Origin of the sequence: Halomonas sp. ML-15, from assembly GCF_014779595.1 — a bacterium.
GTDB lineage: Bacteria > Pseudomonadota > Gammaproteobacteria > Pseudomonadales > Halomonadaceae > Franzmannia.
On the sequence record NZ_JACXZT010000001.1, the window covers coordinates 279,565 to 302,269 of the forward strand.

At 60.5% G+C, this 22,705-nt stretch carries 19 protein-coding genes; 17 read left to right on the top strand and 2 right to left on the bottom strand.

The annotated features are described in order from the left end of the window. Positions 1 to 18: 18 nt before the first annotated feature. The 14 genes from IEI94_RS01310 to IEI94_RS01375 all read left to right on the top strand — a co-directional run bounded on the left by IEI94_RS01310 (position 19) and on the right by IEI94_RS01375 (position 14,809). Entirely contained in the window at positions 19 to 489 is a 471-nt protein-coding gene (locus tag IEI94_RS01310) for a tripartite tricarboxylate transporter TctB family protein (protein ID WP_191164789.1), read from the top strand. A 37-nt stretch (positions 490 to 526) separates the two neighbouring features. Further along, on the top strand, positions 527 to 2,053 hold the full coding sequence (locus IEI94_RS01315; protein ID WP_191164791.1) for a tripartite tricarboxylate transporter permease: 1,527 nt from the start codon (positions 527 to 529) through the stop codon (positions 2,051 to 2,053). Further along, on the top strand, positions 2,050 to 3,438 hold the full coding sequence (gene leuC / locus IEI94_RS01320) for a 3-isopropylmalate dehydratase large subunit (protein ID WP_191164793.1): 1,389 nt from the start codon (positions 2,050 to 2,052) through the stop codon (positions 3,436 to 3,438). The genes IEI94_RS01315 and leuC overlap by 4 nt, the downstream gene beginning before the upstream one ends. Beyond that, complete coding sequence (leuD, locus tag IEI94_RS01325; protein WP_191164795.1) at positions 3,435 to 4,052, top strand: 3-isopropylmalate dehydratase small subunit; 618 nt, start codon at positions 3,435 to 3,437, stop codon at positions 4,050 to 4,052. Before leuC ends, leuD begins: the two co-directional genes overlap by 4 nt. A gap of 171 nt (positions 4,053 to 4,223) precedes the next feature. Beyond that, entirely contained in the window at positions 4,224 to 5,207 is a 984-nt protein-coding gene (locus IEI94_RS01330; protein ID WP_191164797.1) for a Bug family tripartite tricarboxylate transporter substrate binding protein, read from the top strand. A gap of 18 nt (positions 5,208 to 5,225) precedes the next feature. After that, entirely contained in the window at positions 5,226 to 5,681 is a 456-nt protein-coding gene (locus IEI94_RS01335; protein WP_191164799.1) for a tripartite tricarboxylate transporter TctB family protein, read from the top strand. A gap of 19 nt (positions 5,682 to 5,700) precedes the next feature. Further along, on the top strand, positions 5,701 to 7,218 hold the full coding sequence (locus IEI94_RS01340; RefSeq protein ID WP_191164801.1) for a tripartite tricarboxylate transporter permease: 1,518 nt from the start codon (positions 5,701 to 5,703) through the stop codon (positions 7,216 to 7,218). Further along, complete coding sequence (locus IEI94_RS01345) at positions 7,208 to 7,819, top strand: cysteine hydrolase family protein (protein WP_191164803.1); 612 nt, start codon at positions 7,208 to 7,210, stop codon at positions 7,817 to 7,819. Before IEI94_RS01340 ends, IEI94_RS01345 begins: the two co-directional genes overlap by 11 nt. Positions 7,820 to 7,828: 9 nt before the next feature. After that, positions 7,829 to 8,704, top strand: a complete 876-nt coding sequence (locus IEI94_RS01350; protein ID WP_191164805.1) for a LysR family transcriptional regulator — start codon at positions 7,829 to 7,831, stop codon at positions 8,702 to 8,704. Between the two features lie 264 nt (positions 8,705 to 8,968). Continuing rightward, positions 8,969 to 9,883 carry an isocitrate lyase/PEP mutase family protein gene (locus tag IEI94_RS01355; protein WP_191164807.1) on the top strand — a complete coding sequence of 305 codons (915 nt, stop codon included), beginning with the start codon at positions 8,969 to 8,971 and terminating at the stop codon, positions 9,881 to 9,883. Between the two features lie 77 nt (positions 9,884 to 9,960). After that, entirely contained in the window at positions 9,961 to 10,968 is a 1,008-nt protein-coding gene (locus IEI94_RS01360) for a TAXI family TRAP transporter solute-binding subunit (protein WP_191164808.1), read from the top strand. Positions 10,969 to 10,970: 2 nt separating this feature from the next. Then, entirely contained in the window at positions 10,971 to 12,911 is a 1,941-nt protein-coding gene (locus IEI94_RS01365) for a TRAP transporter permease (protein WP_191164811.1), read from the top strand. Further along, on the top strand, positions 12,908 to 13,564 hold the full coding sequence (locus tag IEI94_RS01370; protein WP_191164813.1) for a cysteine hydrolase family protein: 657 nt from the start codon (positions 12,908 to 12,910) through the stop codon (positions 13,562 to 13,564). The genes IEI94_RS01365 and IEI94_RS01370 overlap by 4 nt, the downstream gene beginning before the upstream one ends. Positions 13,565 to 13,714: 150 nt before the next feature. After that, complete coding sequence (locus tag IEI94_RS01375; RefSeq protein ID WP_191164815.1) at positions 13,715 to 14,809, top strand: TauD/TfdA family dioxygenase; 1,095 nt, start codon at positions 13,715 to 13,717, stop codon at positions 14,807 to 14,809. Here IEI94_RS01375 and IEI94_RS01380 read toward each other — a convergent pair. Both IEI94_RS01380 and IEI94_RS01385 read right to left on the bottom strand, forming a co-directional pair. Further along, positions 14,800 to 15,795 (bottom strand): flagellar motor protein MotB, encoded by a 996-nt coding sequence (locus tag IEI94_RS01380; RefSeq protein WP_191164817.1) that lies wholly within the window; start codon positions 15,793 to 15,795, stop codon positions 14,800 to 14,802. The genes IEI94_RS01375 and IEI94_RS01380 overlap by 10 nt on opposite strands. Next, a complete protein-coding gene (locus IEI94_RS01385) occupies positions 15,788 to 16,666 on the bottom strand; it encodes a motility protein A (protein WP_191164819.1) in 879 nt (292 codons plus the stop codon). The genes IEI94_RS01380 and IEI94_RS01385 overlap by 8 nt, the downstream gene beginning before the upstream one ends. A 168-nt stretch (positions 16,667 to 16,834) precedes the next feature. On the opposite strand from IEI94_RS01385, the gene IEI94_RS01390 reads away from it, so the two are divergent. The 3 genes from IEI94_RS01390 (at position 16,835) to IEI94_RS01400 (ending at position 22,584) form a co-directional block, all read left to right on the top strand. Further along, positions 16,835 to 17,839, top strand: a complete 1,005-nt coding sequence (locus IEI94_RS01390; protein ID WP_191164821.1) for a diguanylate cyclase — start codon at positions 16,835 to 16,837, stop codon at positions 17,837 to 17,839. Positions 17,840 to 17,943: 104 nt separating this feature from the next. Next, positions 17,944 to 20,517, top strand: coding sequence for an EAL domain-containing protein (locus IEI94_RS01395; protein WP_191164823.1), 2,574 nt, complete (start codon positions 17,944 to 17,946; stop codon positions 20,515 to 20,517). 333 nt (positions 20,518 to 20,850) lie between these two features. Continuing rightward, the gene (locus IEI94_RS01400; protein ID WP_191164825.1) at positions 20,851 to 22,584 is read left to right on the top strand and encodes a PilZ domain-containing protein; all 1,734 of its coding nucleotides are present in this window, start codon (positions 20,851 to 20,853) and stop codon (positions 22,582 to 22,584) included. Positions 22,585 to 22,705 lie beyond the last annotated feature (121 nt).

Sequence of the window (22,705 nt, forward strand, 5' to 3'; positions counted from 1 at the left end):
ACAACGCGGGAGGCAAGCATGACAACCTCGCCACGACAGCACGGCTTTCCTGTCGGTAGCGTGCTGTTCTCACTGAGCCTCGCGGCCGTCTTCGGCTACTACGCCCACGGGGTCCATGCCGCCGCCCGCGGCGTCACCGACTGGCTACTGATCGTGCCGGCCGCCGGTATCGGCATCACCGCGCTGCTGGTGATCGTCGGCACCAAGGTCATCGACTGGTACCGCCAGCGCCATGCCACCATCGCCGCCGAGGACGACCCCTCGGCGTTACCTGCGGTGCTGTTCATGGGCCTGCTGGCCATCTACGTGGCAGCGATACCGATCATCGGCTTCGACCTCGGCAGCCTGCTGTTCCTGTGCCTGGCGCTTTACCTCCAGGGCGAGCGGCGCTGGTGGGTAATCGTCGGCTTCGGCGTGGTGGTCTCGGCCACCATCGTGCTGCTGTTCATCGAGCTGCTGGGCATTCGCCTGCCGACCCTGCTGCTGTGAGCGCCACTCTCCTAACCGACAAGAGGCATCCTGCGTCATGATCAACGCCGAGGCCTTTCACGCCGCCCTCAGCCTGTTGGGTAACACCCCTGCGGCCTGGCTGGTGGTGCCGCCGGGGCTAATCATCGGCCTGTTCTTCGGCTCGATCCCTGGCCTCTCGATCTCGATTGCCATGGCGGTGTTCCTGCCTGCCACGCTGTACATGGACTTCCTGCCGGCGATTCTGTTTCTCACCGCCATCTTTACCGGCGGCGGCTTCGGGGGCGCGATCCCCGCCATAATGCTCAACATTCCGGGCACCTCATCGTCGGTGGCCACCGCCTTCGACGGCTATCCCATGGCGCGCCGCGGCGAGCATGCCCAGGCGCTCGGCATCGGCCTGGTGGCCTCGGTACTCGGCACCCTGGTCGGCTATCTGCTGCTGCTGTTCACCGTGCAGTCGATCTCACAGTGGGTACTGCGCCTGGGTCCCACCGAAATGCTGGTGGTGGCGATCTGGGGCGTCACCCTGATCGCCGTGCTCAACGATGCCAGCATCTCCAAGGGCATCGCCGCCGGGATCCTGGGCATCCTGATCAGCACCATCGGCTACAGCGACGCCGGCCAGATGCGCGGCACCTTCGGCAGCATGTATCTGCTCGACGGCATACCGGTGATTCCCGCGCTGATCGGGTTCTTCGCCGCCTCGGAGCTGTTCAACCTGGTCGGCAAGCGCTACATCGTCGATGACAGCGCCCTGCGGGTGGTGCGCTTTCGCCATATTCTCGACGGCATGGGCCAGGCCGCCAGCAAGCCGTTTCAGCTAATGCGTGGCGGCAGCATGGGCGCAGTGATCGGCGCCATTCCCGGGGTTGGCGCCAGTATCGCCAACCTCGCCGCCTACGCTACCGCCAAGCAACGCTCCAAGGACCCCGACTCGTTCGGCAAGGGCAACCCCTCGGGCCTGATCGCCGCCGAGTCGGCCAACAGCAGCTCCGAAGGCGGGTCGATGATCACCCTTCTGGCCCTGGGATTACCTGGCGGTGCCGGCACCGCGGTGCTGCTCGGCGCCTTCGCCCTGCACAACGTCACCGGCGGGCCGCGCTTCATCCGCGAGAACACCGATATCGTCTATGCCCTGATCATCGGCAACATGGCCCAGGCAGTGCTGCTGCTGATAGTCGGGGTCGGGTTTATCTTCCTCGCCGGCTATATCGTCAAACTCTCGCTCAAGCTGATGATCCCCATCGTCATGGTGTTATCAGTGGTCGGCTCCTACGCCATCACCGGCAATATGGTCGGCCCCATCACCGTAGTGGCCACCGGCATCATCGGCTGGCTGATGCGTCGCTACGGCTTCCCCGTGGCCGCCACCGTGGTTGGCCTGCTGGTCGGCGGCATGGCCGAAGGCGAGCTGGTGCGCAGCATGCAGATCAGCGGCGGCAACCTAGGCTTCATCGCCGACCGGCCCATCACCCTTGCACTGCTGGCGTTGCTGCTGCTGTCGGTGCTGCCGCGGGTCATCGGCAGCATGCTCAAGCGTCGCCGCGCCACCCCTAGACACTCACCGAGGACGCCGTCATGACTCAGCCCTCCCTCACCCTGTTCGAGAAGATCTGGCAGCAGCACAGGATCGCCAGCGCAGGGGAGCTCGACCTGCTCTGGGTCGACCGCCACTTCGTCCACGAAGGCTCCTTCCACGCCTTCGACAAGCTCGACGGGAGCGGCCGACCGCTGGCCTATCCGGAGCTCACCTTCGGTATCGCCGACCACTACGTGCCCTCCAATCTGGACCGCCTCGACGACGACCCCGAAGTGGCCGGGATGATTCGCCTCCTCGAAGACAACACCACCAAGCACCAGCTCACCTATATGGGCCTCGGCCATGCCGATCGCGGCATCGTGCACGTTGCCGCCCCGGAGCTGGGCCTGACGCTACCCGGCTTGATCATCGTCTGCGGCGACTCGCATACCACCACCCACGGCGCCTTCGGCGCACTGGCCATGGGCATTGGGGCCACCGAAGTGGCCCATGTACTCGCCACCCAGACCCTGTGGCAGCGTCGCCCCAAGACCATGCGGATTCACATCGGCGGCCAGCTCGCCGACGGCGTCACCGCCAAGGACCTCGCCCTGCACATCATCCACCAGATCGGCACCGGCGGCGCTACCGGACATGCCGTGGAGTACACCGGCTCGGCGGTGGCTGCGCTGTCGATGGATGCCCGCATGACCCTGTGCAACATGACCATCGAGGCCGGTGCCCGGGTCGGCATGGTGGCACCGGACGAGACCACCCTCGCCTGGCTGCGTAATACACCCCAGGCGCCCAAGGGCGAGGCGCTCGAGCATGCCGAACGCCATTGGCTCAGTCTTTATAGCGACCCCGATGCCCACTACGACAAGTCGGTGACCATCGACGCCAACCAGGTCGCACCGCGCATCACCTGGGGCACCAGCCCCGAGCAGTCCGTGGCCGTCGATGAGCCCTTTGCCACCGTCGACAGCGAGGCCACCCGCAGTTCGCTGGAGTACATGGGCCTCAGCCCCGGCCGGCCCATTATCGGCCTGGAAGTCGACCAGGTGTTCATCGGCTCATGCACCAACTCACGGCTCAGTGACCTGCGCGATGCCGCCAGCGTTCTGGCCTCCGGCACGGTCAAGGTGCCAACGCTGATCGTCGCCGGCTCCAACCGTGTCAAGGCCCAGGCCGAAGACGAGGGTCTGGCGGATATCTTCCGTCAGGCCGGCGCCAGCTGGGGTGAAAGCGGCTGCTCGATGTGCGTGGCCATGAACGGCGACAGTGTCGCGCCGGGCCAGCGTTGCGCCTCCACCAGCAACCGCAACTTTCCAGGCCGCCAGGGCCCCGGTGCCCGGACACACCTGATGAGCCCGGCCATGGCCGCCGCCGCCGCGCTCAACGGCAAGATCGTCGACATCCGCCACCCTGATAAAGGAGCACCCGCATGACGCCCGTCACCCAGGTCGAAAGCCCCGCTCTGCTGCTGCTCGACGCCAATATCGACACCGATCAGATCATCCCTGCACGCTTTCTGCGCAAACCACGCAGCACTGGCTACCACCACTATCTGCTCTACGATGCCCGCTACGACATGCACGGCCAGCCGCGTAGCGACTCGCCGATTCCCGAGGCAGAGAGCGGCGCCAAGATCGTCCTCGCCGGCCACAACATCGGCTGCGGCTCTTCCCGGGAAGGCGCCGTCTACGCCTTCGTCGACTACGGCATCCAGGTCATCATCTCGACCAAGATCGCCGACATCTTTCGCAGCAACGCCATCCGCAACGGCCTGCTGCCGATCATGCTCGATCAGGCCCCCTTCGATGCGCTGGTCAGCCACTGCCGAGTCCAGCCGCAGGCGTCGCTGACCGTGGATCTCGTCGCCTGCGAGATACGCTGGGGAAATGACAACTGCCTGACCTTCGAGATCGACGACGGCAGCCGTGAGCGCCTGCTCAAAGGCATTGATGACATCCAGGCCACCCTGGCCTGGGAAACGCAGATCAACGCCTTCGCTGATAGTTACCTAAGCCAAAGACCGTGGGTGATTCCCGCTCACAGATAGCCACCGCAGCAGGGCCATCGAATGCGTCTGTCATACCTCTCGAAACGTCATGTCCTATTGACATTACAATATCACTATACATAAAGTGATATGAACCACGGCGACGGCTCATCCAATAACACTGCCTACATCCGCCAACGGCTTAACTACACCAATAAGATGGAGTCTCACATGCGCTTGACTACCCCCCGCCCCCTGCTCGTGCTCGCCGCAGCTGCCCCCTTCGGCCTGCTACTTGGCGCCCAGGCAATTGCCGACGACTACCCCAGCGAACCGATCAATCTGATCGTTGGCGCTTCCGCCGGTGGCACCACCGATGCCTTGGCGCGTGAGGTCGCCGATGGCCTGGCACAGAAGTACGACGTACCCACAGTGGTCGACAATCGCCCGGGGGCCGGTGCCAACATCGCCGCCGAGGCCGTCGCCAACAGCGACCCGGATGGCTACACCCTGCTGGTGGCCTATACCAGCCACACCCTCAATGAGTCGCTGTTTCACGAGCTGCCTTACGATCCGGTCGAGGATTTCTCGCCGATCTCACTGCTGGGCGAAGTCTCCAGCATTCTACTGTCGCGCCCCGACCTGGAGATCGACAGCCTGCAAGACCTGCTCGACTATGCCGCAGAGCAGCCCGACGGCATCACCTTCGGGGTCGGCGGCCTGGGCTCCTCGCTGCATATGGAGACCCTCAAGTTCATGCAGGAATCCGAGATACTCGGCTACGAAATCCCCTACAACGGCACTGCCCCGGCCATCGCCGACCTGATCGGCAGCCACGTCGACGTGATGTTCGCGCCCTTCGCCGCCGCCATGCCGCTGGTCGAATCGGGTGACGCCAATGCCATTGCCGTCACCTCTCCGGAGCGCATGCCCAACCTCGACGACATCCCCACCGTCAACGAGACCCTCGCCGACTACCCCACCACCTACGGCTGGTTCGGTCTGCTCGGCCCCGCCGGCATGGATCCGGGCATCGTCGAGCGGCTCAACGCCGACGTCACCGAGATCATGCAAGGCGAGTCCGGCGCCGACCTGCTCGAGCGCGAAGGTGCCGAACCTATCGACATCAGCCCCGAGGCGTTTGCCGACTTCATCGCACAAGACGTCGAGCGCTGGCAGGCCATCGCCGAAGCGGGCGGCATCGAGAAGCAGTAATCAGGGCATAACGTCATCATGGCCACACGTAACCTGACACTGAAGGTCAATCACGAGCTGTTTGGCGGGCTGCTGCTCATTGGCATAGGCGCCTATGCCTATTACCACGGCCAGCAGTACGCCTTCGGCAGCCTGGCGAGAATGGGGCCGGGCTTCCTGCCCCAGGTACTGTCAATGGTGCTGTGTGGCATAGGCGGCCTGCTCGCCGTCACCTCCCAGCTGAAACCCAGCAGTACCGTCCAGTTGCAGTGGGGACAGCTGCTGATCGTGGCCGCCAGCATGGCGCTATTTGCGCTACTGCTGAGGCCCGCCGGCCTGTTCACGGCGGCCTTCGTGGGCGTGGTGATCTCCTCCTGGGCCGACCGCGAGATCACCTGGCCGGGGCGCATCGCACTGGCACTGGTGGTCGCCGCGCTCGCGTCACTGATCTTCATCGTCGGGCTCGGCATGAACATGCCGCTGTGGTGGGGCTAATCGCCTTGGAGACTTTCTGGTGGATGTAATCGCAAACCTGGGAATCGGCCTGCAAGCGGCACTGACCCCGACCATGCTGTGGTACTGCTTCGTCGGTGTGCTGCTAGGCACCTTCATCGGGGTACTGCCGGGGATTGGTCCCCTGGCGGCCATCTCGCTGCTGCTGCCGATTACCTACTACATCGGGCCCGACGTCGCCATCGTGATGCTCGCCGGCGTCTATTATGGCGCCCAGTATGGCGGCTCTACCGCCGCCATCCTGCTGCGCCTGCCAGGCACCGCCTCTTCCGCGGTGGCCTGCATCGACGGCAACCCGATGGCGCGTAATGGGCGAGCCGGGGTAGCGCTATTCATTACCACCATCGCCTCGTTTGCCGGCGCCATCACCGGCCTTGTCATCCTGATCTTCTTCTCGCCCTATATCGCCAAGCTGGGGCTCAAGTTCGGCTCGGCGGAATATTTCGCGCTCATGCTGCTGGGGCTGGTAGCCGCCTGTACCTTCTCCGACTCACCGCTCAAGGGTGGCGCGATGGTGGTGCTGGGGCTGCTACTGAGCATGATCGGCACCGACGTCAACACCGGCGTGATCCGCTACACCTTCGGTTTCTCCGAACTGTCCAGCGGCCTGAGCCTGGTCGCCCTGGCAATGGGTATCTTCGGCGTCGCCGATATCATTCGTAATATCAATACCATCGACACCTCCGGGCTGAGTGAGCGGTTCACCATGCGCTCGATGCTGCCGAGCCGAGAGGACTGGCGGCTATCGCTGCCCTCCATGGCCCGCGGCTCGGCCATCGGCAGCTTCTTCGGCACCCTGCCCGGCACCGGCGCCTCTATCTCATCGTTCATGGCCTACGCCACCGAGAAGAAGATCGCCAAGCAGCCTGAACGCTTCGGCAACGGCGCCATCGAAGGCGTCGCCGCTCCTGAAGCGGCCAACAACGCCTCGGCGCAAACCGCCTTCGTGCCCACGCTGACCCTCGGCATTCCCGGGGACATCACCATGGCGCTGATCCTGGGCGCCCTGATCATCCACGGCATCACCCCCGGCCCGCAGCTGATCACCACGGAGCCGGAACTGTTCTGGGGGCTGATCATCAGCTTCATTATCGGCAATATCCTGCTGGTACTGTTCAACATTCCGATGATCGGCGTGTGGATCAGCCTGCTCAAGATCCCCTACCGACTGCTCTATCCCACCATCCTGATATTTATCAGCGTGGGGGTCTTCAGCGTCAGCAACAGCACCTTCGACATCTACACCGTGGTCGGCATCGGTGTGCTCGGCTACCTATTGACCATGCTGCGCTTCGACCCCGCGCCGCTGCTATTGGGCTTCATCCTCGGCCCGCTGATGGAGGAGCACTTCCGGCGCGCCATGCTGCTATCGCGCGGCAACCTGGAAACCTTCATCGAGCGGCCGATCAGCCTCACCATTCTGATCATCACCGGATTGGCGGTGTGCTTCATCATCGCCAGCAGCGTGCGTCGTCGGCTGCAAGCCTACAAGACAGACAAGGAGTCCCATGTCACCTGAGTCACTCGATCCGCGCCACACCGCCCTGATCATCGTCGACCTGCAGAATGACTTCCTGCATCCCGACGGGGCCTATGCCCGCGGCGGCGCCACCAATCCCGAGGCCGTTGCCCTGCCCGAGCGCATCGCGCCGCTGGCCAAGCGCCTCAAGCAGGCCGGCGGCCTGGTGGCCACCACCCGCTTCACGCTATGGCCGGATGCACAGGGCGAACCGATGATCTCGCCACACCTGAAAGCGCTGCGGCCGTTTCTGTCCCGCGGCGACTTTGCCCCCGGCAGCCACGGTCAGGCCAACGTCGAGGCCATTGCCCCCCATGTCGATATCGCCGTCGACAAGGTCGCCTATTCCGGCTTCTTCAACACTCAGCTCGACTGGGCTCTCAGGAAGGCCGGCATCAGCAGCGTGATCGTTTGCGGCATCGTCACCAATGGCGGTGTGGCCAGTACCGTGCGCGACGCCCATATGCGCGACTACCACATCCTGGTGCTGGATGACGGCTGCGCGGCGTTCAAACGCAGCACCCACGACACCGCCATCGCCGACATGGCCAGTATCGCCACCGTTACTGACTGCGCATCGGTTGTCGCGCAGATCGGGTGAGAGGCAAACATGCGGCTCGAATTTCTGATCACCGTCATGACCATCGTCGACAAAGGCAGCTTTGCCGTTGCGGCCAAGGCAGTGAACATCACTCCCAGTGCGGTCAGTATGCAGGTCAAAGCGGTAGAGCAGTATTTCGAGAAGGCGCTGTTCAATCGCACTGGCCAGTCAGTGACGCCGACGCCGTTCGCCCATGACCTCTGTCAACGTGTCGGACCGCTACTAGATGAACTCGAGCAGATGCGCAGTGGCCGTCAGGCCGCGGTGACAGGCAGACTCAAGCTGGGCGCTATCAGCATCATGCAGCCTGTCATCTTGCCCCCTCTGTTCAAACGTCTGAAGCAGGACGCTCCCAAGCTCGACATTAGTTGCGTGCCCGGTCGTTCACACGAACTGATTGAAGCGGTCAAGGTCGGCGACCTGGATGCCGCCATCGTTGCAGAACCTGCCACAGCCAGCCGTCGACAACTCGACTGGCAGTTACTGCAACAAGCTCCTTTTTGCGTGATCACACCTAACGGCATAGCACCTGAAAGAAATAAGGATATGCTGACAGAACAACCTTGGATAGCTTACGACCGAACGACATCGCTCGGAAAGTTGTCGCGCCAACTCTCGATGTCGATCTTTGGAGGAAAACCGCCAGAACTTGAACTTCAGTCCCTCGAAGGTGTGATTTCCATGGTGTCATCTGGCTATGGATCTGCCGTTGTGATTCTCCCTGACCCGCGCCTAGCCAAGTATTACGAAATAGATACGCTGCCACTTGGCGATGATGCGCCTAGCCTACGTTTTTCACTTGTCAGCAGAAAAATAGAATGCCGAGACAAGCCACTGGTTATATTGAAGAACATAATAAATAACTGGAACACAGCGACCGACTAACGTCATTTCACATCAAAAATCTTCACTATCGAATAAAGAAATATTCACTAGCATAACGCCACCCGTTTGCTAGTTTATAACAGTAGATATAGACATTAAATCAACGACGCAAAGCCAAGTATAAAAAAGCATATAAATACAAATAGCCCTGAAAAAAGACGCCATGCAACCCACAGCATCACTCAAGCCGCTCATCGAGCGTCGCCTCATGTCGCCTCGCCAGTGGACCGACAACTACTCAAGCAGCACTGCCAGGAGAAGCTCATGAACACCACCGTTACACGTCGGCCAGGCTACCCATTGGGCCTTGCTCAAGCGCAAGGACGCAGCGCCAGGCTAAGAGAGTTGATCGACCGTGATGAAATAACCATGGCCCCTGGGTGCTTCGACTGCCTGACCGCACGGCTCGTCGCCGATGCCGGCTTTCCCGCTGCCTACATCACCGGCTCGGGGGTCTCGATGAGCGCTTTGGGCGCGCCCGATATCGGCGTGATCTCCTTTGCAGAAGTTGCCGAACGAGCGCGACGCATCGCCGACGTCGTCGACATCCCCATTATCTGCGATGTGGATACCGGTTATGGCGGCCCTCTCAATGTCGTTCGTACCGTTCGTGAACTCGAGCGTGCTGGCGTCAGCGCAATGCAGATAGAAGATCAGGCATGGCCCAAGAAGTGTGGGCACGAACTCGGACGCAAGCTGGTCGATATCACCGAAATGGAGGGCCGCATCAAGGCCGCGGTCGATGCTCGTGACGATGACGATGTCATGATCATCGCCAGAACCGATGCGCGCACCGGACACGGCCTCGCCGAAGCGCTTGATCGCGCCATGGCCTACCGCGAGGCCGGCGCCGACCTGATCTTCGTCGAGTCACCCGAAAGCCAAGAGGAGATGCAGAAGATCAACCAGCGTCTGTCATGTCCCACCCTCGCCAACATGGTGGAAGGCGGTCGCACGCCGTTTCTCGATGCCGAGACACTTGCCGCACTTGGATACCGTCTTGCTATCTATCCCAATTCGTTGACAAGGCTGTTCGGTTTCCAAGGCGCCAAGCTGCTTGAGAGTCTCGCCAAACATGGCAGCACCGAACCCTTGCGCGACCAGATGCTCGATCATCACGGGCTGTGGTCGCTGTTCGATTACCCCGAGTGGACGTCGCTGGAAGCTCGCTTCACCTAGCCAAGCCATCGGGACTTACACAATAACAAAACCATTTCCCCATCGCGTCATTGCGATAACAACAAGAGGTAAATCATATGCGACACTCAAAAACCAATGTACTGCACCACACTCCCCTCGCCGCTGGAATTGGCGCGGCGCTAATGCTCTCCTTGCCGTTTAACGCCCAGGCGCAGTCACAACTCTCGGTGGGCACCACCAGCCAGGCATCATCGCTATATGCCTACTTCGTTGCCGTGTCCCAGTTGCTCAATTCTGAACTCGACGACATTAATCACTCAGTGCTTGAAACCGGCGGCGGCCTCGACAACTCAAGGCGACTAAGTGAAGGACAGGTCGACTGGGCGATGATGGCAGAACCAGACCTGTTCGAATATTACAAGGGCCTAGGTCCCTTCGAAGGTGATCCCAACCCCAACTTCCGGACATTCTGGGTCACCACACCGTTAGCCTATCTGACCGTGGTCGATGCTGACTCGGATGTGACGTCCTACTCGGACCTTGACGGCGAACAGTTCAACGGCGGCGGACGCGGCTCTGGCACCGAACGCGCTACCTTCGAGGCTATGGAGGCCCTCGGCGTCGAACCCGACTGGTTCCGCACGGGCATGAGCGACGCCGTGACCGCCTTTCAGGATCGCCGCATCGTTGGCTTTACCAAGGCAGGGCCGCCCAACTCGCCCGACAGTGCCATCATGGATGCCGAGACCACCCGAGATATTCGAGTCCTGAGCTGGACGGATGATGAGATTGAACAGGTTCAGGCGGAATACCCGCACTTCGATTTCATGGCCGTTGACGATACCCCCTACGACACCGGCCCGATGAACCTGCGAGTGGTTTTCATCACCATCGGTACCACCACGGATCTGCCCGAGGATACCGCCTACGACATCTTCAAGACCGTGGTGGAAAACGTCGACACGGTCGCCGAATCCTACTCGGCCATCGAAGGGATGGACATCATCGAGCAGACCTTGGAACGGGGCCAGACACCGCTCCATGCCGGCGTAGCGCGTTACATCCTGGAGCAAGGTTACGACATTCCTGATCACCTGATGCCAGACGAGCTTGAGGAGGGTTGACCGTGACCGCACAGTCCCCCTATTCGGCGCCCCCAGGGGGCGCCTTTCGCTCACCTATGGTGCGTTTTCGCGGTCACTTGATTGCACTGCTCAGTACCACCATGGTGATGTTTCACCTCTATACCGGGGCATTCGGCTCCTTTCCCGACCTCATTCAGCGTTCGCTACACGTCGGCGGCACCCTGATCCTGGCGTTTTGCCTGTACGACATGCGCCGCGGCAGTGCTCGTGACACTCCACTAGGCCTTCTCGACGCCATTTTCATCCTGAGTACCGTGGTAGTAATCGGGCACCTGATCCTTAGCTACGATCGCATCATGGGCTTCACCTTCAGAATGACTCAGCTCGATTTTGCCTTCGCGATCATTGCCACGCTGCTTGTGCTCGAAGGTTGCCGCAGGGTGATCGGCTGGACTATCCCAGCGCTCGGTATCGCCGGACTCACCTACGCCCTGGCAGGACCCAATCTACCAGGCCCATTGGCACACGGCGGCCTCGATCCTCGCTTTGCTGCCGAAGTTCTGTATATCTCTACCCGCGGCCTGTTCGGCATGGTGACCGGTATTTCAGCGACCGTCATCGCGATGTTCGTCATCTTTGGTGCTGTACTGCTGCGCACAGGCGGCGGTCAAACCTTTATGGACCTGGCCATGGTAATTGGTGGCAGAACCACCGGCGGCGGAGCCAAGGTCGCAACCATCTCCAGCGCCATGTTCGGTAGCGTATCAGGCTCTGCCGCAGCCAACGTGGCCACTACCGGTGCCTTTACCATTCCGCTGATGAAGAAACTGGGCTATCGCCCTACCTTCGCCGGAGCGGTCGAGTCCGTGGCATCTACAGGCGGGCAGATCATGCCCCCCATCATGGGTGCCGGAGCCTTCATCATGGCCGAGCTGATCGGCATCTCATACCTCACCATTATGGTCGCTGCCATCATCCCCGCGGTGCTCTACTTCGCCGGCTGCCTGGCCGGGATTCACTTTGAATCCAAACGGCTCGGCTATAAACCGATGACCAGTGACGAGCTACCTCGCGCCAAGGACGTCCTGACCCTTCGCCGCGCCGGGCCTGTATTTCTCTCACTAGGTACTCTTATTACCTTGCTTGTGCGCGGATTTTCGCCAGCCATGGCCGCCTTCACCGCCACGGCGATTCTAGTAGTACTGTTTCTGCTCGGCACGCGGAGCTGGTCCGACCTCAAGAGGAGACTCAACAACCTCCGCGAAGGCTGCATCGATGCCGGGATCGGATTAGTTGCCATTGCAGTGCTTATCGCTGGCGCCCAGATCCTACTCGCCATGATCTCGACCACCGGCATGGGGGTCACCTTCACCTCAGCCATCATAGGGCTAGGTGAGAATCACCTGTTTATCTCTCTGCTGCTGGCCATGATCGTCGCCATGCTGCTAGGTACCGGGCTACCCACTGCTGCCGCCTACATGCTGGCAGCTGCTGTCGTCGCCCCGGCGCTGGTGCGGCTGGGTGTCGAGCCGATAGCTGCGCACATGTTCATCTTCTATTTCAGCATCATTTCTGGCCTGACGCCGCCGCTATGCGCCACGGTATTCATCAGTGCAAGCATGGCCAAGGCCAACTGGCTACCCACCAGTATTACCGCCATCCGGCTGTCCCTGGTGGCCTTTATTATCCCCTTCGTCTTCGTCTTCCACCCAGAAATCTTAATGATCGGTGACGGACTGACCATCGCTGCCTACGCCATCACGGGGTTGATCGGGGTGACACTCATCGGTGCGGCAATGTCGGGCTTTTTGCTCTACCCGCTGGTCCACTGGGAGCGTCTGATGTTCTCACTGGCCGCATTCGGCTTAATCGCTCCAGGCTTGCTACTGCCAGTCACCGGCGGAACGTTACTGCTATTGATGCTAGCCATCCACATAATGCGCGGCAAAGCCTCATATCAAATGACCAAGGAGACGACATGATCACTCTATATGGAAAGACCGTCAGGCAAACACTGGAAGAGATTCTGGTTCCCGAATCGACAGCACTTGTCGTCATCGACATACAGAACGACTTTTTCGACGACGATGGCGTGTTCGCTCAAGCCGGCAGAGATATGAGTCTCGCTCAGAAACACTTGCCCAACATGCGAAGTCTCATCGCCGAGTGGCAAGCAATGGATCTATTCACGATCTTCGTGCGCCAAGTCACACTTCCCGATGGTCGCGGTGATAGCCCAGCATGGCTGCGACTCAAGGTCCGTGATGGCAAGAGTCCCAACTACACCCTGAAGGGTTCCTGGGGAGCCCAGTTCTGTGCTGGCATCGAACCTAGAGCACAGGATCCGGTCATTGAAAAACTGCGGCCGGATGCCTTTCTTGGCACAAGCCTCGACATGATGTTAAAGGCCAACGGCATCGATACGACGGTACTGATTGGCGCCAACACCGAAGGCTGTGTCGAGTCCACCGTACGCAGCAGTGCCCATCACGACTTCTATACCATAATCGCCGAAGACGCCGTGGCCAGCAGCAATGCACAGTTCCACGACGCCTCTCTTGCCTTAATGAAAAACCGCTTCTTGGTGGAACCTTCGTCGCGCATTATCGACACCCTGGTTACCAACCAAAGGTAATATTGAGCTTTCACTGTATGCCAGTGGAACCACCACTGGCGTAATCACCAATTTTTGTTGAGTCAGCCTTTCACTAATATCGTTTTTATCAAGAAACTGACATTGCTAGCCTACCTATTACACACATAACGACATCTTGAGGTGAATTTTATGAGCACTCTAGCAAAGTGCCGCCCATGGCTTAGTGCTGATGTGGAAAACAACCACAGCTGGATACATTATATTTCTGATAATGCTATCGATGACATTGACCGCGCACTACAAAAAGCCAAGTCGACGTCCAAACCTCTGCTAGAATTGACACCAGATGACTTCCCGCTCAGCGGCGCTGGCCTGGAGGAGATACAAGCCGCCTACGCAAGTACTCAGCACGGCTGGGGATTCTGTCTGCTCAAAGGGTTTCCCGTCGAGCGTTACAGTGTCGAGGATATCAAGACACTCTACTGGGGCCTCGGACTGCATGCCGGCGTTGCCCGCACGCAAAATAAAACCAGCGACATCATGACGTCCGTAAAAGATACTGGCGGCCAATACAAGGTCAAAGGCGGTCGCGGCTACAACACCAATGCCGGCCTCGATTTCCACGTCGATTTCTGCGACGTCGTCTCGCTGTTGTGTATTCATCCAGCCAAAGCCGGCGGCACCAGCCTTATTACCAGTTCGCTGGCAATTCACGATGAACTCAAGCGTACCCGCCCTGATCTAGAAGCTGCGCTACACAAACCCTTCTTCTTCAGTTTGCAGGGCGCAGGCGCCGATGACGAGCCGAATATCTACCCCTGCCCACTCTACGGCGAAGCCCAGGGTTATCCAGCATTTCGAACCAACCGCAAGAACATTGCCGCGGCCCAAGAGTACTTCGAGGAGGTCCCCCGTCTAGCAGCGGACCAGGTTGAGGTCCTTGACTGGCTCGATGAAGCACTTAGGGACCCCAAGTTCTGCTTTTCGATGAATATCGAGAAAGGCGACATGCAGCTGCTCAACAATTACACCGTCGTTCACTCACGCACTGACTTCGAAGATTATGAAGACGATGCACGTAAGCGCCACCTGTTGCGCCTGTGGATGACCATTCCTGGATCTCAACCACTGCCCGACAGCTGGCGTGACGCCTTCAAGGATACCCGCGCTGGCGCCGTACGCGGCGGTAATCGCGGAAAGTGCATCGAAAGTGACTTTCTCGACTACGAACGCCGCCAGGCGCACTATCACGGCATGCACAACATCTTCAGCGACTACAGATGAATGATGACCTCGACCCGGCGATTCTTGGCGCGACCTTCGCTGGAGTCGTTGCTGGCCAGGGGGCGGGTATCGCCGAAGCCCACCGCACGCAACCGCGACGGCGACACGCCCTCATCGGCGAGATAGCGCAGGATCGCGGTGGCCCGGGCGCTGGAGAGCTCCCAGTTGGAAGGATATTCAGGTGTGTTGATCGGGCGGCTGTCGGTGTGCCCCTCGACCGAGACCTCACCGTCGTGGCGCTGGATCAGCGCCACCAGACTTTCGATGACCTCGCGGCCGCCACCGGACAGCTCCGCCTCGGCAGTGGTGAACAGCAGATTGTCCTCGACCCGCAGGCTGATGCCTTCTGCCACACGCGACACCGCAACACCTTCGAGATCCGGCAGATGCGGCGCCTCGGCCAAGCGCTGCTCGAGCGTCTCGGTCAAGCTGGTTGCCACATCGATCGCTTCGGGGTCGATCTCCCGCGAGCGCTCGGGCGCAGTGTCGGTCACCACGATCACCATCTCTTCCAAGGGTACGTCGAGATTGGCCCCATTGGCGGCAACCACCGGCAACGCAGAAGGCGGCGCGGGCTCCCAGTCCGCCATCATCGGCTCGGCGGGGAAAGGCCGGGGCGGTGCCGGTGCAGGCGTCGCCGGCTGACGCTGGCGCGCCACGCCCAGCGCCACTACCACAGCGGCCGGATCGACACCGGCCCCAGGCGTGGCGCCATTTTGATAAGCGGCCGGCGCAGCAGGCATCGCTGCCAGCATCTGCTCCGGCAGCGGCACGCCCAAAGCCTGCGTGGGCTCCGCATCCAGCTCAGCGTAGAGCGTCACCGGCTCTGGCTCGCTACCACCAACACGAAATGACAGCGCAAACAGCAGCACGAACAGCGCCACCAGCAGGGTCATCACATCGATATAGCTGACCATCCAGCCGCTGCTCGACTCGGTGTCGGTGACATCATCGAACAGCGCATCGTAACGCGAGGCCTTAGGCATTACCGGCTCCCGCGCCCCCTGGCAGCAACCGCCTTCTCAGTCCCTTGACCCCTGGCAGCCGACGCCCGGTCTTCTCGATCGGCGCCTCCAGTTCCACCTCGTCGCGTAGCTCGTCGTGGTGGTTGGCCATGAACGACTTCAGGGTCTCCTCGATAAAGGATGGTAGCCGGCGCCGCGACATCAACGACACCCCCTCGAGCACCATGTTCATGGCGATCAAGCGCTCCTCGGTGCGCCGCTCGAGCTTTACCGCAATCGGCTTGAACACCAGGTTGGCCAGCACGATGCCGTAGAAGGTGGTCAGCAGTGCCACCGCCATCTTCTCGCCAATCACGCCAATCTGATTGGTATCCATGACCTCCAGCATGTTCACCAGCCCCACCAGGGTGCCGATCATGCCGAAGGCCGGCGCATAAAGCGCCATGGTGCGAAAGATCTGCGACTCGGCGCGCTCCCGCGCCTTCATGCGCGCCACCCGCCAGCGCAGCAGGTCGAGGATCTCCTCCTCGCGGGTATTATCAATCACCAGCTGCACGCCGGTGCGCAGAAACGGATTGCGCACCTCCTGCTCCAGCGCCCGCTCCACGGCCTGGATATCGCCCTTGAACCACAGCCGTGAGAGTCGCACCAGCTCCTGGATATCCTCCTGCACGCGGCTGTTCTCGCGACGGAACACCAGCGCCACCAGCCGCACCACCCGTACGACCTCCTTGAGCGGATAGCTGATAAAGGTCGCCGCCAGCGTACCGGTCAGCACGATGGCCAAGCCCGGCAGGTTGATGAAGCTAGCCGCCGACTCGGCGCTCAATAATAAAACGCTGGCCAACATCAAGATGCTGGCGGCGATGCCGATAAGCGTAGAAGGATTCATGCGCTCGCCCGTGGTGAAAGTGGACCAAGAGGGAAGTTGTCGAGGCTGCCATGATAGCGCCAGCAGAACATGTCAAAACGCCGAAAAGCCGCCATTCGCGGAGCTACTCCTGCAGACCCGCCCACACCACAGCGCCACTGAGCACGCCTCTAGGAGAACGAAGACGATATGCCAAGCCAACAGGAACAGGCCCTGCTGGATGCCAGCGAGCACTACTTCGAGGTTTTCTTCGTCCAGCGCGATGCCACCGGCGCCGCCGCGCTGGCCACCGATGCCATCACCGGCTTCGGTACCGGTGTCGACGAGAGTGTCTACGACATCGACTACGCCCTGTACCTCTATCAGCGTGATATCGAGGCCATGCCGTCACCCGTTCACTACACCCTCAAGCAGCGCAAGGCCATCCCGCTCAGCGACAGCCTCGGGCTGGTGATGGGCGAATGCGACTGGCACCTGACCATTCACCAGCAGTCGGTGACCATGCGCCAGGTCCGCTTCACCCTGCTGATGCGCTGGCTCGACGGCGGCTGGAAGGTCGAGCACAAGCACCTCTCACAGCCCTCCCCGGCCCACGGCGACGACGAGCCCTACCCTCTCAAGCAGCTCGAGGAGCGCGCCGTGGTGCTTGAGCGGCTGGTCAAGCAGCGCACCCAGGAGCTGGAGAGCGCCCATCGCCAGCTGCATCAAATGGCCATCACCGACCCGCTCACCGGGCTGTTCAACCGCATCAAGACCGATGAAGTGCTCGAAGAAGAGCTGGTCCGGCAAACGCGCACGCCGCTCCCTCTCTCGCTGATCCTGATCGATATCGACCACTTCAAACCGATCAACGATGACTATGGGCATCACAAGGGCGACGAGGTGTTGATCGATGTCGCGCAACTGCTGCAGCAGCGTAAACGCATCACCGACTGCCTGAGCCGCTGGGGTGGCGAAGAGTTTCTGTTCATTTGCCCCAACACCACGCATCAAGACGCTTACGTGCTGGCCGATAGCGTACGCGAGGCAATCGCAGCCCACACCTTCAGCATCGAGCGCAGGGTAACCTTCAGCGCTGGGGTGGCCAGCTATCGCCCCGGCGACGACCGCAACGCCCTGATGGAACGCGCCGACCGCGCCATGTACGCCGCCAAGCAGGCCGGCCGCAACCGGGTGATCAGCGAAAACGTCTGACGACGTCAGCCACTTGCCTGACGTGATCTCCTCCTTCAGACTTCTCTGATAACCGCTCAGACCTCTGTCTACTTCGGGGGGAAGTGCCGATTGGAGGCTAACGCGTGACTGACGAGCTCACCCTGCTGGATGCCCAGCAGGATATCCATGAACTGATCGCTCAACAGGCGCCGTTGAAGAAAACTCAGGATGCGATTGCCCACTGGCTTGGTCTCCAGCTTCCCGGTGCAGTGGTGGCCTTCATGCGTTTCGACCCGGCGCAGCGCACGCTCAGCCTTTTCCCCACTCAACGCTTCTCACAGCGCTACGTCGAGCGACTCCAGGATGTCCCCATCGGCCCCGAGACAACCTCCTTCGGGGCCGCTGCTTATCTGCGCCGACAGATCGTCACCGAGGACATTCAGACAGATCCACGTTGGGAAGCCTACCGTGATGTCGCCCTTGCCGAAGGCCTCCGTGCCTGCTGGTCGAGCCCGGTGATCACCTCGCAGGGCGAGTTACTGGGAACGTTCGGTACCTATTATCGCGAACCCACCGCTCCCAGTGATGTAAGCCTGCGACAGCTCCGCCAGGCCGCCGCCCTGATCGCGCTGATGCTTATCAGGGACCGTGACAGCCGCCATCACCGCACATTGGCGGAGTGGCACCGCTCGCTATTCATCAACCACCCTCACGGAGTCTACGAATTCGACCTGGAAGGCAGGTTCCAGCGCGGCAATGCCGCCCTTGAACGGATCACCGGCTACCCGGAACAGGAGCTTGTCGGTCGCCACTTCAACGAATTCATCGCGCCCGACCATCGCGAGCTGACCCAGGCGGCCTTCGATGACGCCAGAGCCGGGGCTTCACGCCAGTACGAGACATTAGGTACGCATGCCGAGGGATATGACTACTATCTAGAAGTCACCAATTTCCCGGTGACCATCGATGGAGAGATCGTCGGCGTCTACGGCATCTGCCACGACATCGCCGAGCGCAAACGTCAGGAAACCGAACTACGCCTGTTGCAGCGCGGCATCGAGGCGAGCCCTAATGGCATCCTGATGGCCGATGCCACCCAGCACGACATGCCGCTGGTCTATGCCAACGAAGCCTTTTGCCGTCTGACCGGATATGCCCTGGACGAAGTGCTCGGCAAAAACTGCCGCTTCTTGCAAGGCCCAGAGACTGACCCCGCAGCCGTCGAGATTATCCGTCACGCCCTTGAGGCGCGTAGCGAGGTGCAAGTCACGCTGCTGAATTACTGCAAGGACGACACGACCTTCTGGAATCGATTGGTGATTAGCCCGGTTATCGATGAAGCCGGTCGCTGTAGCCACTTCATAGGTATTCAGGAGGACATCACTCGATACCGCAGCCAGGAAGCCCAAATTGCCCACCAGGCGACCCATGACCCGCTCACTGACCTGCCCAATCGGCACGCTTTGGAGAACCACCTCGAACATCTTTTTCGGTTGAGCCAGCAGAACCAGGCTCTGCTTGCGGTGTTGTACCTCAACCTGGATGGATTCAAGTCGATCAATGATGGCTTGGGGCACCGCGTCGGCAACCAGTTGCTGGTGGCGATTGCCGACCGTCTGCGTCAGCTGCTCACCCCTGGCGTTACCTTGGCCCGCCTCACCGGCGACGAGTTCGTCTTCCTGTTACCTGACATCGCGGCTCGTGAAGAGGTGGCCATCGTGGCAGAGCGTATTCTCGCCACCTTCGAAAGATCCTTCGATATCTATGGATTGTCGCTGCATATCAGCACCAGTATCGGCGCCGCCTGCAGTGATGAGGTCCAGCAGGCCCACGAATTGATACAGCATGCCGACCTGGCCCTGGAAGTGGCCAAACAGCAGGGCCGCAATACTTGGCAGTGGTACCAGGAGGACGGCAAGCGGCATACCAGCGAGCACGTATTGCTGCGTCATGACCTTCACGCCGCGCTGCGCGACGACGAGTTCGAACTCTATTACCAACCGGTGGTTGATGCCGTCAGCGGCCAGGTTCGCAGCGTTGAGGCCCTGGTCCGCTGGCACCATCCAACCCACGGCATGGTGTCCCCCGGGATCTTCATTCCCATCGCCGAGCAAACCGGCCAGATCATTGACCTGGGCCGCTGGGTGCTGAAAAAGGCCTGCCAGAGCCTGGCCGACCTCCACGCAACAGGCGAGCGAGTATTCCCGGTGGCCGTCAATATCTCGTCGCTCCAGTTTCGCCGAGACGGTTTTCTCGATGAACTGCAAGGCATCCTCGATGAGACAGGCTTACCCCCCGAGCTTCTCGAGCTGGAGATGACCGAGAGCATCCTGCTGGGAGGCGCGGAACAGGCTATCGAGATGATCGGCAAACTGCGCGGGATGAGCATCACTATCGCCATCGACGATTTTGGTACAGGCTTCTCCAGCTTGAGCTACCTGCGCGACCTGCCTATCCACAAGATCAAGCTGGACCGCGCCTTCATCCAGAATATTCTCACCAGCCGCAGCAATGCCGCCATCGTCCAGGGCATCATCACCATGGCCCATCACATGGATCTGGTAGTGGTCGCCGAAGGCGTCGAGGAGCTCGAGCAGCAGCAGGACCTGATTGGTCGCGACTGTGACTTGCTCCAGGGCTTCCTGTTCGCCAGACCAATGCCGCTGAAAGACCTCCTGGCACTGCCCAACCGCCTGCCGGTAGTGACCGCCCTTTAGCCATTCGACCGCCAGACCCAGCTCAGGGTTATCCATCGCCTTGGGCGTGTTGTGGGCTCCAAGGCACAGGCAATGCAGGTGGTCGACCGGTTGTGCGAGGCATTGGCAGCTTCACCGCTGGACGTCGGACACGACGTCACCGAAGGTGGTAGGTTACCCTGTACCGCCTCTTTGGGTGTGGCGCTGATCCGTCACCGAAACCTGCCATCGAGCGCAGACCGCGAGCTCTACGCAATCAAGTGCGCTGGCAGGCCTAATATGCTAAGTATAATTGTTGAAGCAGTTTCATTAATTAATAAATAACACAATACACCGCACGCGCAGGTATCACCCATGGCCGTTCCCGTTCGACATGACAACCCCTCGGCTACCGTGATTCATTCGCTATTGCTGCAGAATCACGAGCTGACACTGTACGCCAAGGACATGGCTTACTCCCTGAAAGCCGACGTGCTAGAGCTGGACATGGACACTGGCCGCCTGGTGCTGGAGGTGGAATATGCCGGCCAGGATATCGAGCGCTACCTGGCCAGGGGGGCATTAAGCTTCGATCTCGAGGTGCTGAAGGGGCCCCAGGCCCTCGAGCGTGAGACTTACAGTCTCAGCAATGTGGTTGCCAAGCTGACCAAGACCGATAGCACACTGTATCGCCTGGAGTGCCAGCTCCCCGAGTCTGTCTTCGTCGCCGAAAACCGAGGGGCTATCCGGATTCCCTTCATTCTCGGCATGCAGGCCCGCGTCAGCATCGAGGTCTACCTGCATGAGCTCAACGTCCCCGGGCGGCTGCGTAACCTGTCGGTGGGTGGCTGCATGGTCGACATAGATCTTGCCGAAAGCATCGCGATCAACGTGGAGCAGCGAGTTCCGGGTGTCACGATCGAATTTCCCAACGGTGAAAGTTTCTTCGCCGCCGGCAAGGTCCGGCATATCCGCCCCTTCGGCAATCATGGCTACGCCGCGGTCGGCATCGAGTTCACTGATCTGACGTCGCTTCAAACGGAGGCCTTGTTCCGATACGTCGGCGAGTCTGAGCGCGAAGCGGCTTACCGCACCGGGGCCAACGATAAAATGACGCACCACTCCCCTCTCTTCATTCCCGGTGCCAAGGAGAAGAAGATTCTGCAGCGTGAAAGCAAAGAGCGCGAGGTGGACTCGCGCCAGTCGCCCATGGAGCGCGGTGTGGTCAATATTGCTCACCAGCTTCAGGTGGGTTTGATGTACATGAAGACCCGCGACTTGTTCCCCGAAGAACTCTTCTATGACTGCGTCGACACCCTGCGCTACCTGGTGGAGCAGGACCGAAAAACCTTGCTGCATGCCTTGGCGTACCTTCGCGAAGAGCCGGACTGGGTCCGCCATGCCGTGCAGGTAGCAGGTCAGCTGGCTGACATGTTGACCATACGCGACCCGCATGACCCCAGGGTGCGGGAAGCCGTGCTCGGCGCCCTGCTGCACACCATGGGTAAACCGCTGTTGATCGGACCACAGCTGCCGTCGCTCAAGGTCAACATGAACCCTGCGCAGAAGGCGATTCTGCAAGGGCACGTGACTGTTCTGCGCGACAAGCTGCGTGAGCTGAACTGGACGCCGAGCCCCATTTGCCGGGAAGTGCTCGAGAATGCCAACGAGCGTCTGGATGGTAGCGGGTACCCGGCCGGGAAGCGCGCCGAGTCGCTGTCAGAGCTGGTTCGGCTGGTATCGGTGATCAAGGCGGTCAACAAGCAGCGCTATGCGCATAATGGCATTCCCCCCCGCCCCCCGCTCGATGCCTACCGCAGGATTCATGAGGCAAACGCCGCCTACGACAAGACCGTGCTGGTGGAGTATATCCAAGTCTATGGACTCTACCCGATCGGCAGCCTGGCCAAGTTCTCCGGCGGCTTCCTCGCCTGGGTCATGGACATCGACGGGAAGGGCATGCCGATCCGGGTCCATATCGTCAAGAACCTGCGTTTTCCCGATACCAACATCGACAATGTGGTTGGCAGTGGCGATTTTGCCCAGATTGGCAAGCTGGAGGATATCGTCAATCCAGTGGACTACGGGGTGAAGGTCATGAAGGTATGATCGCGTTTGCGCTCTAAAAAAAAGAACACACTTCAGCTTTCATTAGTGCAGGGGGCTTCACAATACTCAGGGACGTACACCACAGGCATAGCAACAATCACAACCCGACCAGGAAGGACGT